Origin of the sequence: Paraburkholderia silviterrae, from assembly GCF_004353915.1 — a bacterium.
Taxonomy (GTDB): domain Bacteria; phylum Pseudomonadota; class Gammaproteobacteria; order Burkholderiales; family Burkholderiaceae; genus Paraburkholderia; species Paraburkholderia silviterrae.
Map to the genome: position 1 here is coordinate 17,949 of NZ_SMRP01000012.1, position 12,154 is coordinate 30,102.

Consider the following 12,154-nt stretch of genomic DNA (forward strand, 5'->3'; position numbering starts at 1 on the left):
AGAGCTAGACAACCCACGCATCCCGCCTCGGGTGTCTATTCCGGAGATTTCCGATGACCAGCGAAGCACAAACCTGTATTACCTCGGCAGTGGTCCCCGACGAACTGCGCCTGAACGTCCTTCCGCGCTACCTCGGTCGCCATTACCTCACCGGCGAGTCCTACGTGTACGACTGGGCCGCTCGCCTGTGCCGTAGCTATCAGGGCGGCCTGTGGCACTTCTTCACCCTCTCCAACGGCGGCTTCTACATGGCTCCGGCTGACTCCGGGCGCGTCCATGTGCGCTGGCACCTGAACGGCTACAGCGACATGATGGGCGCGGACGCGTTCGGCGTTACCGTGACGCTGTTTGCCCTCTGCCACCTCTCCGAAAAGACGCTCGACGATTCGGTCATCGAGCGTTATCACCAGTTGCGCGAGTTCGCCTCGCAGCACACCGAAGCGGCCAATATCCTGCGCGCCATCGACTAACTGACCGGCCCCGGCCCTCGGGCCGGGTCTGCTCCATCATTGGGGAAAAGACATGAGTACGCTTGCAAGCCGCTTTAGCAGCAATGCCGTTGTCCTGCGCTCGGATCACCCGCTGACGAACGACGAAATTGCCGAAGTCGCGCCTTCGGTCCTTGCCAACTGCCCACACGAAAGCCGTACGGCGCGTTACACCTACATTCCCACCGTTGATGTGCTCGATGCACTCCGGAAGGAGGGCTTCCAGCCCTTCATGGTCTGCCAGACCCGCGTGCGCAATGACGGCATGCGCGAATACACCAAGCACATGCTGCGGCTGCGCCATGCCGACCAGATCACGGGCACGAGCGAAGCGAATGAGGTCATCCTGCTGAACAGCCATAACGGGGCCAGCAGCTATCAGATGCTCGCCGGAATGATCCGCTGGGCGTGCCAGAACGGGATTGTGTGCGGTAGTGACCTGAGCGATATCCGCATACCGCACAAGGGCGATGTGATCGGCCAGGTTGTCGAAGGTGCGTTCAAGGTACTGAAGAGCTTCGATGAAACGGCCCAGCAACGCGAAGGCATGGCGGCGATGGTCCTCGATGAGGGCGAACAGGCTGCGTTTGCCCGCGCGGCGCTCACGCTGCGTTATGACGAGGACAAGCCTGCGCCGGTCACGGAACGCCAGCTTCTCGCGCCGCGCCGGATGGAAGATCGCGCGCCCGATCTATGGACCACCTTCAACCGCGTCCAGGAGAACATGATTCGCGGCGGACTGCACGGTCGCAACGCGAGCGGTCGGGCCACCACGACCCGCGCCGTCACGGGCATCGACCAGAACATCCGCCTCAATCGTGCCCTGTGGGTACTGGCTGACGAACTGCGCCGCCTGCGCGGCTAACCGGATTGCCCCGGCCTTCGGGTCGGGGCATATCCCACCAGGGGAATATCACATGGACACCCTGAACATGCGTCCGACGTGGCTGACTGCCCTGCTGCCCCTGCTCGCCGTCTGGCAATACGGCGACCGATCGATGGCGCGCAGCGAACTTTTCCGCATGGCCCTGTCGGCAGATGCGGCGGCGCGCGCAGCCCGCGCGCTCGAACAGATTGCCGACATGCGAGACCGCGACGGACACGCGATCGAAATGCATCGTGACGAGCTTCGTGCAATCGCACGCAACGCCCTCGCCGAGCTTCAGCGCGTGCCGCCTGGCGCGCCGGTCACGGCACAGGTCTGGCGATTGGAGCAGGTCGGATGAGGTGTGCCAGACGACGCGGTGCCGAACTGAAGCCAGGCGAGGTCGTACGGACGTGGTTCGGCACCCTGACCATTCTGGAGATCCGGCCATATCTCGGCCCGTTCGATTTCGTCAGCGGCATTGCCTGTTTCGGGTCCGCAGCCATGTCGATCATCCGAGACCACCCGTACGAGGTACTGCTGCCGGACCTGTAAAGCGAAACCACCGGCCCGCAGTTTGCGGCGGGCTGATTTAGCATGCGTGGACGCACATGAAAGCTTCCCTCACAGTCGCCGAAATCAAGCAGGCGATCAATTACTGGCGTGCGCGCGAGGCCTCGGGCGAGGATGGCATGTTGTGAGCGGAGGCGCGTTTGCTGGCTAATGCTTACGGGCAGATGATCTTCGAACGCCTGCAGGCAATTGCCGTGTCACGGCTGATGCCCGGGCCGGTCGAAGCCGCACGCGTCGCGCTCGACCAGTGGGAGCGTCCGTTGTGAGCATGCGCCGAGCATCGCATGGCATCGTGCACGACCCGCCGGCTGCCTGGACGCACACCCGGCGACGCCACTTTGTGGTACGCCGTGACCGCCCCTCCTCCCTGCCGGCCGGACTTGCGATAATCACGCAACGTCTCGCGCGCGCCGCGCGCCCGGATCGAGGCGCACGGGGACCCACGCCGCAGGCGTGGGGAGAGCGCCGGCACGCCGCGGCTGCGGCGTGACGATCCGGCTGGGCCTGGGTGGACCACCGGTCGGGGTCGTCAAGCTCCCGCAGGGAGCGTGTATTCCCCGCGGCGAAGCCGTGGGGAGTGGAATGTGGATCGTCTTTTTAACCCGGACCGACGATGGATGAACAAACGAGTATCCGGCCAGAATGTCTGCGTCCAGCAAATGACTTCTGGATTCGACCGGAAGCCAATGAAGTACGCGAAGTGCTCCGACGGGGCAAACTCACCGGCGCGAAGGCCGCGCAGATACTGGGCCTCGGTACCGGCGGATCGCGCACGATCCGCCGGTACACGGGGGGCGACGCGGCGATTCCCTATGCGAGCTGGGCCATCCTGTGTGAGGTCGCCGGCCTGGGCCGCATTTGGCAGGCCGAGGGTGGTTCACCACCCGCCGATGCTCCGCCGCCTTCAAGTACGCCCCCATCGGCCGACGAGCTCGCGGAGGCTTTTGGACGGGCCGAAGAATTCATCGAGCGAATCTGGACCGGTCAGGACGCCGCTTCGGTAGCCACCATCGGCGACTGTCGCGATGCACTCGTTCGGATGAAACAGGCCTGGCATGCCATGTCCACACGCGAGCAGCCAGCCGGGTTCGGTCACGCCCGGCTTGAACAGCGGATAGCCGCCGCGCAAGACAGGGTGAAAACCATGTCCAGCTGGGTGGATCTGTCCTGATGAAACACGTGGCCGCTGTCGACACTGCGCATGGTCGACCACACCCGGCCCGGGATGCTCAACTTGCGTGGAAAGCCCCTGTATGTGGAGGTTTATAGATGCCCCATACGCCTGTCTCTTTTCCCCGGTACCTTGCTGCGTCCGCCGTTGAGGCAATCGCGCTATGCGCGACGATTTACGTGCTCTGGAGCATCGTTCCGTTCTTTCGCGGAGACCTTGGCGAGCCTAGCGCATACGCCATTCACTGTGTGACACTCTGGTTGACGCACCTCGTCAATCAGTTCTTCAGTCTGCCCGTGGCGCACGGCACTGACGGGCTGACCTACTACGCCAGTGGTTTTATCGTCTGGACGGGGCTCTCGAGTTTTATGATCGCCATGGGCTACGGTCTGAGCCGCACGGCGGCAGGCCATCAGGATGACTGACGACGATATCGGTAGTTCGCGGCCGGCGGTAGCGGGCTGAACGGCGCTTCCGTTGTCGCTTCGTTCGGGGATGCCGCATATTCACGACGCGCGACGTGCTCTTTGAGCTCCGGGTCGTTCGTCTGGCGTGTGGAGACAATCATTGAAAGGCCGCCTGGGCCGCCCAAGGAAAGTACGGCCACGCCGCCTTTTCACTTTCCCGCCGCCCCATCCCGATCTGGCCGCACCGCCGCGTTAAAGAACTGATCGACGAGTCCGAAACGCCGCGCATTGTCGACCTTCGTGTGGAGCGTCGTCGTCGCGAGACTCGCATGGCCCGGCCCGACCTGCGAGTCGCGTACGACGCCGCCGGCGTCCAGCGCATGTTTGAGTGCGGGCGCCCAAGCCAGTGCGTGCTCGCGCGTCGCAGATCCGCCGCGGCACCCGGATACGTCCGCTCCAGCTGGTCCGCCGCGCGCACGAATACCCGATTGAAGAGTGCCCGGACCATGCTGGCCGACAGCGGTTTGCCCGTGCCGAGGTGCGCGAGCAGCGGCGGCGCCGGTCTCCGGTGCGAGCCCGGCGGCGGCGAGTTGGTCACGCAGGCTGCCCGGTTTCAGGCGCAACAGGTGCGCGGCGTCCGTGACGCGCGCGTGGCGCGTGGCGTGCGGCGTGCGGCGTGCGGCGTGTGGCGTGTGGCGGCCGACAGCGTGTCGCGGATGAGCGCGATCTGCCGCGTGATCCGCACGTCGGTGCCCGCGGTTCCGTCGCTCGCGTGCGGCGCCGAGTCGTCCACCCCTTCGAGGCGCACGCCCGGCACAGCGCAAAATCGGCGCGGGTGAGGCGCGGCGCACGGGCGGGGCGTTGCGTGTCATCGGGAATCCGCGCTGTCGTCCCCGGCCGGCGGCGTGACGTGCAGCGTGACCCCGCCATCCCACTCGAGGACAACCGGGCCGCCACACGACCTGCAGCGGGCCGCTTCGCCGTCGTGCGTGTCGTCGGGCAGGCGGACTTCACCCCAGGCACTGCACGCGGGACACCGGTACACGTAGAGAACCTGCGCTGTGTCTTCCATCCTCACCTCCAGATCAACTGGCCATCGTCTGATACACCCGCGTCGGAAGGACACGAATCCGCGCAGGGGACGTGCCTGCAGGGGGCAAGAGCGCTCCAGCGCCTCAATCGCCGCGGCCCGGAACGGCCGGGAATTTGGCCCTGCGGGCGTTTTCCGCCTTGACGGCCGCCCAGTACCGCTTCGTGAGCACCCGCGCCATCAAGGCAGCCGCGAGACAACCTGCCGCGGCAGGTGCGGCAAGGGATCCGTACTGGTCGAAGCGGACGATCGTGAAAATAAACAGCCAGCCGCAGGCGATAGAGACAAGCTCCAGTGAAATCAGGCCCACGGGGAGAAACGCGAACGCCCATCGCCTCATGCCCCAGCCCGTCGCTGTGATAACGAAGCACACCGCAATAACTATGGTCATCGGTTACTCCCGTGAGAACACCGGCTCGCCGCACGTGTCAATGAGGAACAGGCCGTGCCCTGGCGGGCATTGTCCCGCATTCATTGATCGGCAGTCCTTTACGTATGCGCAGCCACTGCTAGAACCCGTACGGGTCCTGCTGCCAGCGACGCAGCACCGCATAGTCGCACTCCGGCAGCACGATCAGGCCGGCCTCGGCCGCCTCGAGCACGCGCTCCATCTGGCCGCTTTTCACGAGGTTACCGTGCAGGCCGTAGAAGTACCAGGCGAACGGCATGCCGATGCGCTCGTCGAACTGGTTGAGCCTGCCGTACAGACCGTAGGCATCGAGCCGGTGCGTGTCCTTCAGGGCCGCGATTTTCCGCGTATGCGCCCACTGCGGCACGAAATTCAGGTGCCGCCCGCCCCCCGGTTCGGTGTAATCCGACGTATTGAAGGTCCAGCGCGCGCACGCACGCTCGCCGGCGTGGCCCGCGCTGGAGTCCGTCCAGTCGTCGAAGAAGCGGCGGCCCGGCCAGCGCTGCCGGTCATAGCCGGGCGTGAGCTCGCGCACGGTGAGCTCACGCGCCTCGCCAGTAGTGAGATTGCGCTCCACGAGCCGGCGGTCGCCCTCGGCCTGGCGCCGCGCGTGCCAGGTCGCCCCAGCGAGCGCCACGAACCGCTGCATGTCGGTCGCCTCCTGGAGTGTGTAACGGGGTTCACCCAGCGTGCGCCGTTCGATCCGTTCCTCCGTCCCGTTTCCCGACGCGCGCCGGAGCTCATTGACATCGGGCAGACCCCAGCGTGGGTCGGACGGGAACACGGCGCGCTCGACGTACTCCTGCTCCTCCCAGACCGCAAACTGGGCGAAGTTGTCCTGGGCGCCGCCGCGGTCATGCACGAAGTAATGCAGCAGCGGCCGGATCTCGGTCAGCCAGTAGCCGCTCTCCCGGTGTGCGTCGATCACCGCGCTGACCGACCCGTGTGCGGCCAGCTGTGCGTCGATCCATGCGCGGTAGTCGGGGGCGATCTCGCGACCCTCGCCATCGATCACGCGCGCCGGCCAGTCGCTGTACGTGTCGCGTGTCATGACATAGCGCGCCGCGCGCCAGTCGGTACGTGTGGCGAATGCCGTCAGCAGCGCGGCGTGCTTTTTCGTGACCGGCGTGGTCGCGACGATCGTTGCCAGCACATCGGTCTGCAGGTCGTATTCGTGCCGTGTTCCGCGCGTCTTGTGAGTCACGGTGGCCTCCCGGCGGGTTCAGTTCGCCTGGCCGCGCATCAACCAGGGATTGTCCAGGTCGACCCCGCAGCCCGCGAAATCCTTCACGTTGCGCGTCGCAACCGCCGCGCCGCGCGAGCGCGCGATCGCCGCAATCATCGCGTCAACCTGGCTGACCGGCTGGCCGGCCAGCCGGCGTTCCGCGGCCAGAACGGCCCAGGCGTCAGCGGCGTCCCAGTCGAAGGGCAGCACGCGGCCTGCGAAGTCGACGTCGAAGATGGCGGCGATCGCGGCGGCGAGACCCTCGCGTCGCGCGCCGGCCGGCAGCAGGTTCACGCCGTACAGCATCTCGGCGCGCGACAGCGTGGTCGTAAACAGCGCGGCGCGCGGCTGCCGGCCGAACCAGGCCAGCACGGCGGGTTCCGGCGCCGGGCGCAGCAGTTCGGACAGCACGTTGGTGTCGAGCACGATCATGCGACGCCCAGATCCGGTTCACGCATCGGCTCGCGGGGCGGCAGCTCGAGCTCGACGCCCGCGAACGGCGCCACGCGACGGCGGATCGTGTCGACCAGGCTGTCGCCCTGCAGGGGCTCGGCGGCGAGCGCGCTGCGCAGGATGTCGCGCGCCTCCTCCTCCATCGAGCGCCCGTGGCGGGCGGCCTGGATGCGCAAGCGCGCCTTGAGCGGCTCGTCAAGATTGCGGATGGTCATGATGGCCATGGGAGCCTCCGGGGTGTACACGACATTCACTGTAGTCAATGAATGCATTGCAGTCAATGCATTCATTGACTACACCCCGGCACACGGGCGCTTCGCCCCCGTGCCGGGCCCGGCGGGCGTCCGACGAAGTGAAAGTCAGCGCGTCCCGGAAGTGAATGTTTTCGACCCGCCCGGCGAACGCATCCATGCCACCACAGGTCCCCGTGATCAGCCAGTGGCTCACCACACTGGCGCGCAGCGCCCGGTATTCGGAGATGACCGCATAGGGCGAAAAACCCTGTCCGAGCCACCGATGACGTTCGAACGACACGTGCCCGAAGCGGTGACAGATTGTTTGCGCCCCACATCCCGCTAGCGACGCAGGGGCACAACGGGCTTGCCCGTCCCGCATGGCCCGACAGTCGCGAACACCAGGCCTTGGGCACGCATCCCTTCAGCGCTCAAACGCAGGTTCGTCGAACAGATCGGGGCCCACGCGAGACGCGGCGGGCTCGGGGACTTCGCCGGCGCGGACCTGCTCCAGCAGGCGCGGGGGCAGCCAGACCTCCTCCAGCGTGCTGATGCCGCCTTCGATCAGTTGCTGCAGGAAGAACGACGGCTTGCGACCACTCGTTTCAGCCAGAAGCCGGAGCCTGCGCTCGATCGCCGGATCGATGCGGACTGCGACAACCTTCAATTTTTCTGCTTTCCTGGGCCTGACCAACCTGCGCTCCGCAATTCTCAACGTATGCGCATTCTACGCGGAGGCTCCCGGACGTCATGCACTGCGCGTCAGGAACACGTAACGCGGTACCTGCCCGCACGCGTCGGCGAGTCCGCAACGCTTTGCGTTCGCCGGCTTGCATCGCGCCCTTGCCCGATGGCGTCGTACGCGTTCACTCACCCCTGCACGACGGCAGTATTGCCATCCGTCACCGAGGCGATACCCCCGCCTCGGGACCTTAATCCACCCCGAGGTTTGTCCTCCGGTGCGCAGCCCTGGCTGCGGGACACTCTGCTCATAGAAGGAACCGGTCGCGGTTCTTCGCATCCTTGATCCAGTTCGGCGCACGGCCCCGGCCCGACCAGGTTGCCCCGGTCTTCGGATCACGATATCTGGCCGGCACAGCGCTTTCGGCCGTTTTCCTCGGTCTGCCGCGCCCGCGTCCGAAGATGTCCTGCTCGGTGAACCCGTAGTCGGCCACCTTGGCCCGGATGTCCGCGAGGACCTCCTGAAACTCTGCCGCCCGGGCCGCCGCCGCCTGCGCCTCGAGCTCGGCCATTTGGGCTTTCAGCTCCTTGAATGTCGCCAAGATTCGTCTCCCCCACGTAGATTCGGTGATGGCGATCATAGCCCGCTTCGCGTCAGTGCGACCGGCAGCTGCCCCCCAGTCGCAAGCGGGAATCCAGACCCGGCACGCGCCCCCTGGCGCGCCTGCAGCTGGTCCACCAGTGACTAGAACAACCCCTGCTGCCGCACATCCCGCGGGGGCGGCAGCGAGACCTTCGCGCGGTGAGCGGTGCGACGGCGCGCGAGGCGGCGCACATGGGCCACGAGCTCGGCCCGGACGCCCTCCGCCACCAGTACCAGTGAATACAGCTGCAGGCCGTCGGGTCCGGATTCAGGTCGTGCGCGCAACGAAATGCGCAGGGCCACGCGCCGCGCGCGATCGAGCAGCTGGGTGCGGCTCATACCTGGCCAGCACGCGGCGACCAGTGCCGCGACCGGCGGCGGAAGGGATTCGGGGGCGCAGCCGGCGGGCAGCGCGAGAGCAACGAGTTCGAAGCGGACGGCCATATCGTGGGGAAATGCTGTTCTAACCTGTTGGGAAGACCGGGCGACCTGCCCATCCCGGCATCAATCCCGCTGCGCTGCAAACCCCTGGCGCAGCCGGCTTCATCGCTACCCGCTGACCATCGCAGAAGCCGCCAGAGCACCGTAGAGCACCACCGCCGCGCCAAAGCGGATCCAGGTTTTTCCCAAAAATGTGCAACACAACCAAGCCATTAAGATAATCCTTCTTATCACAATGCATCGATTTTCGCAGTAAACTCCGTGCATGACAAATCGTCCTGACCGGCCGCCCGCCCCGCCTGCCCCCGAACCCGCCGGCTTTCCCGATGCCGATGAACTCGCCATGCTGCGCGCCTGGTATTCGGGCCTGTCCGTGCGCCAGGCCGTGGCGCGCTACCTGCCCGCGCGGCTCGGTGACGGCAAGTCCGCACGCGGCGTGCTGGGCACCCTCCGGCGCCGGCTGCAGGCGCGCGCGCGCGCGGCGCACCGCGACGACTGGGTAGCCCTGTTCGACCATCCCGCGGAAGAACGCGAACGGCACGCGAAGGCCGTCGCCCAGGCGATCGACGCCCTGCGCACCGCGCGCCCACCCGAGCCGCAGATCGCCGATGCCATCGCGCAGTGGTTCGCGCCGCGCGCGGTGCGGGTGCTGCACGCGCACGGCATCACGACGCTGGCGGACCTCACCGTGCGCATCCCGCGCCGGCGCCAGTGGTGGAAAGCCGTGCCGGGGCTCGGACTGGCCAGCGCCCGCGCGATCGAGGCGTTCTTCGCGGCGTGGCCCGCCCTCACGGAAAAGGCCCGCGCGCTCGTGGTCGCGGACCGGCGCGGCCCGATGGACATGATGTGCGTGCCGTGGGAAGCGATCCGGGTGCCGCACGAGGTCGACGGCTCCGATGGAACCTTCCGCGCGCCGCCCGCCACCTGCACGCTCGACGCGTCGAACGATTACGAGGCCGTCCAGACCTGGCTTGCACTGCACGAATCGCCCGCCACCCAGCGCACCTACCGGAAGGAAGCGGAGCGGCTGATCCTGTGGGCCATCGTCGAGCGCGGACGGGCGCTGTCGTCGCTCACGACCGAAGACGCCATCGCCTACCGCACCTTCCTGCGCCACCCCTCGCCCCGCGGCCGCTGGGTGGGTCCCGTGCGGGCGCGCACCTCGCCGGACTGGCGGCCGTTCAACGGCAGCCTCTCGGCGCGCTCCGTCGCGCACGCCCTGTCGATTCTCGGCGCGCTGTTCCGCTGGCTAATCGAGCAGCGCTACGTGCTCGCCAATCCGTTTGCCGGCGTGAAGGTGCGCGACGCGACCGGCACCCGGGTGCTCGATACCTCGCACGCGTTCAGCGAGGGCGAATGGGCGCTCGTGCGCACCATCGCCGATGGGCTCGAATGGTCGTACGGCTGGTCGGCGCCGGCGGCGCAGCGGCTGCGCTTCCTGCTGGATTTCGGGTATGCGACCGGCCTGCGCGCGAGCGAGCTCATCGGCGCGACGCTGGGACACGTCGAAACCGATCCGCGCGGCGACCACTGGTTGCGCGTGACAGGCAAGGGCAGGAAACTGGCACGCGTCGCGCTGCCACCGCTCGCGTGGGACGCGCTCGCACGCTATCTCGCCGAACGCGGCCTGCCGGTGCTGCCCGTGCGCTGGAATCCGCAAACACCCATGATCGGCAGCCTTGACGTGGGCACCCGCGCGGACCGCGACGCGGCGATCAGCAGCGTGCGCCTGTGGATGGTGATGCGGCGGTTCTTTGTGCTGGCTGCGGATGCCATCGAGGCCGATCACGCGCCGCTCGCGGAAAAGCTGCGCCGCGCGAGCCCCCACTGGATGCGCCACACGCACGCCACGCACGCGCTGGGTCGCGGCGCAGAGCTCACCACCGTGCGCGACAACCTGCGGCATGCCTCGGTGTCGACGACTTCGATCTACCTGCACAGCGACGAGGTCAAGCGCGCGCGGCAGATTGCGGAGGCGTTCAGCAAAGCAAAATGAACATGAGGTCGCTCATATGCAGCCGCCCATGAGCGGGACACGCGGAGGTGTCGGCCGCCACATGTGGGTGGGCTTTTCCGCGACTTTACTCCAGGCCTCCCTCCTTCCATTTGCCCAGCATGAAACGCGTTTCCGTCCGGCGCTCCCCGAACCACGGCAAGGGCGTGTTCGCCCTTCGTCCGCTTTCCCGTGGTGAGCGCGTGTTCGAATACCGGGGGCTCGTAACCACCTGGCGGGAAGCGTCGCGTCACTACGTGCGACGCGACGATGAGAGCCATACGTTCCTGTTCGGCCTGTCCGACGGGCGGGTGATCGATGGCGGGCGCGGCGGGAACGGCGCCCGGTGGCTGAACCATGCGTGCTCCGCAAACTGCGAAGCGGCTCAGGAAGGCGGCCGCGTCTACATCGAGGCCATCCGCAACATTGCGCCCGGCGAAGAGCTCTTCATCGACTACGCGCTCGAGGTTCCATCGAAACCGTCCAGGAAATCCCTCAGCGAATACGCCTGCCGCTGCGGGATAAGGTGTTGCCGCAGAACCATGCTCGGCCACGTCTAACCGAGCCGGACTCTTTTGTCGACCACTCCGTCGAGAATCTTTACCCTAGAATGCGGTTTTCGGCCTTCCTTCCAACATCGCTATGCCGACAACAGCCGCGCAGTTGCGAATCCGGTACCTGTACCACTATCAACGTTATGGTGGCCAGGCGTCTACTCGCCTCGAGGCGATGCTGCGATCAAACAGGCTTTATCTGTCGAGTCCGGCCCGGTTCAATGACCCGTGGGACTGTCGCCCGTGGTTCGATCTGTCCGCCCTTGACACTCAAGCCGGCCGCGAGGAACACATCGCGTGGTTCATGCGCCTTCCTCAGGCCCGTGATACGGACGCCGAGGAAATGCGCAGGAATCCGGAGCTGCTCCGGTTCATGGTGGAAGATTGTTCGCGCAGCCTCGGTGTGCGGATGAATGACGAATATCGTGTTTACTGCCTGACCCCAAGCGATCAAAACATGCTGATGTGGTCGCACTACAGCGGTGACCACAAAGGAATTTGCCTTCAGTTTAATGTGCGGAGCGAGCCGTTTGTCGGGGCATGCCAAGTCTCGTATCAAGAGCGCTTACCGCTGAGCACGTTGCCAGAGCATGAAGACGATGCGATGACAAAAGCCCTGCTAACAAAGTCGGACGTCTGGAGCTACGAACGCGAATTCCGGGTGGTGGCGAAGAACCCGCAATACGCGAGCCTAGGAGTTCCCACTGCAAGCGATGGCTTTGTAGCAATGAGTGAAAACGCGCTTGAGCGAATCATCATCGGATGCGGCTGCACTGACGGTGAGGCCGACGCGATCGTCGAAATGGTGCGTCAGTTCCGACCACGAGTTGCAGTAAGACGCGCTCGGCGCCGTACAGATGTCTATGGGCTGGCATTTACGGACATCCATGCGGGTCATTAGCGTCCAGAATGTACGCGATAATTGTGT

The 12,154-nt window shown here is 66.1% G+C and carries 16 protein-coding genes and 1 pseudogene; 10 read left to right on the forward strand and 7 right to left on the reverse strand.

Going from position 1 to position 12,154, the window contains the following annotated elements; all coding sequences use genetic code 11:
• Positions 1-53: 53 nt before the first annotated feature.
• The 7 genes and pseudogenes from EYW47_RS22395 to EYW47_RS40990 all read left to right on the forward strand — a co-directional run bounded on the left by EYW47_RS22395 (position 54) and on the right by EYW47_RS40990 (position 4,343).
• Positions 54-470 (forward strand): antirestriction protein, encoded by a 417-nt coding sequence (locus tag EYW47_RS22395; RefSeq protein WP_133197036.1) that lies wholly within the window; start codon positions 54-56, stop codon positions 468-470.
• Between the two features lie 52 nt (positions 471-522).
• Positions 523-1,353 carry a DUF932 domain-containing protein gene (locus EYW47_RS22400; protein WP_133197037.1) on the forward strand — a complete coding sequence of 277 codons (831 nt, stop codon included), beginning with the start codon at positions 523-525 and terminating at the stop codon, positions 1,351-1,353.
• A gap of 52 nt (positions 1,354-1,405) precedes the next feature.
• The gene (locus EYW47_RS22405; RefSeq protein WP_133197038.1) at positions 1,406-1,714 is read left to right on the forward strand and encodes a hypothetical protein; all 309 of its coding nucleotides are present in this window, start codon (positions 1,406-1,408) and stop codon (positions 1,712-1,714) included.
• A 250-nt stretch (positions 1,715-1,964) separates the two neighbouring features.
• Positions 1,965-2,192: pseudogene (locus EYW47_RS22410) on the forward strand (DUF3717 domain-containing protein).
• A gap of 347 nt (positions 2,193-2,539) precedes the next feature.
• A complete protein-coding gene (locus EYW47_RS42575) occupies positions 2,540-3,097 on the forward strand; it encodes a hypothetical protein (protein WP_338117835.1) in 558 nt (185 codons plus the stop codon).
• Between the two features lie 98 nt (positions 3,098-3,195).
• A complete protein-coding gene (locus EYW47_RS22420) occupies positions 3,196-3,522 on the forward strand; it encodes a hypothetical protein (protein ID WP_133197039.1) in 327 nt (108 codons plus the stop codon).
• 488 nt (positions 3,523-4,010) lie between these two features.
• A complete protein-coding gene (locus tag EYW47_RS40990) occupies positions 4,011-4,343 on the forward strand; it encodes a hypothetical protein (RefSeq protein ID WP_165976651.1) in 333 nt (110 codons plus the stop codon).
• Positions 4,344-4,679: 336 nt separating this feature from the next.
• Here the strand turns inward: EYW47_RS40990 and EYW47_RS22435 are convergent, their stop codons facing one another.
• The 7 genes from EYW47_RS22435 to EYW47_RS22465 all read right to left on the reverse strand — a co-directional run bounded on the left by EYW47_RS22435 (position 4,680) and on the right by EYW47_RS22465 (position 8,682).
• A complete protein-coding gene (locus EYW47_RS22435) occupies positions 4,680-4,985 on the reverse strand; it encodes a hypothetical protein (protein WP_133197042.1) in 306 nt (101 codons plus the stop codon).
• Between the two features lie 118 nt (positions 4,986-5,103).
• On the reverse strand, positions 5,104-6,207 hold the full coding sequence (locus tag EYW47_RS22440) for a hypothetical protein (protein ID WP_133197043.1): 1,104 nt from the start codon (positions 6,205-6,207) through the stop codon (positions 5,104-5,106).
• Between the two features lie 18 nt (positions 6,208-6,225).
• Positions 6,226-6,660 (reverse strand): type II toxin-antitoxin system VapC family toxin, encoded by a 435-nt coding sequence (locus EYW47_RS22445; protein ID WP_133197044.1) that lies wholly within the window; start codon positions 6,658-6,660, stop codon positions 6,226-6,228.
• Positions 6,657-6,905 (reverse strand): FitA-like ribbon-helix-helix domain-containing protein, encoded by a 249-nt coding sequence (locus EYW47_RS22450; RefSeq protein ID WP_133197045.1) that lies wholly within the window; start codon positions 6,903-6,905, stop codon positions 6,657-6,659. The genes EYW47_RS22445 and EYW47_RS22450 overlap by 4 nt, the downstream gene beginning before the upstream one ends.
• Before the next feature lie 433 nt (positions 6,906-7,338).
• Positions 7,339-7,581, reverse strand: a complete 243-nt coding sequence (locus EYW47_RS22455) for a hypothetical protein (RefSeq protein WP_240763854.1) — start codon at positions 7,579-7,581, stop codon at positions 7,339-7,341.
• Between the two features lie 322 nt (positions 7,582-7,903).
• Positions 7,904-8,197: an H-NS histone family protein gene (locus tag EYW47_RS22460; RefSeq protein ID WP_133197047.1), complete on the reverse strand. Its 294-nt coding sequence runs from the start codon at positions 8,195-8,197 to the stop codon at positions 7,904-7,906.
• 143 nt (positions 8,198-8,340) lie between these two features.
• Entirely contained in the window at positions 8,341-8,682 is a 342-nt protein-coding gene (locus EYW47_RS22465; RefSeq protein ID WP_133197048.1) for a hypothetical protein, read from the reverse strand.
• A 262-nt stretch (positions 8,683-8,944) separates the two neighbouring features.
• Between EYW47_RS22465 and EYW47_RS22470 the strand changes: the two genes are divergently transcribed.
• The 3 genes from EYW47_RS22470 to EYW47_RS22480 all read left to right on the forward strand — a co-directional run bounded on the left by EYW47_RS22470 (position 8,945) and on the right by EYW47_RS22480 (position 12,127).
• On the forward strand, positions 8,945-10,675 hold the full coding sequence (locus tag EYW47_RS22470; protein WP_133197049.1) for a site-specific integrase: 1,731 nt from the start codon (positions 8,945-8,947) through the stop codon (positions 10,673-10,675).
• Positions 10,676-10,794: 119 nt separating this feature from the next.
• Positions 10,795-11,232: an SET domain-containing protein gene (locus tag EYW47_RS22475; protein ID WP_133197050.1), complete on the forward strand. Its 438-nt coding sequence runs from the start codon at positions 10,795-10,797 to the stop codon at positions 11,230-11,232.
• An 82-nt stretch (positions 11,233-11,314) separates the two neighbouring features.
• Positions 11,315-12,127, forward strand: coding sequence for a DUF2971 domain-containing protein (locus tag EYW47_RS22480; protein ID WP_133197051.1), 813 nt, complete (start codon positions 11,315-11,317; stop codon positions 12,125-12,127).
• Positions 12,128-12,154 lie beyond the last annotated feature (27 nt).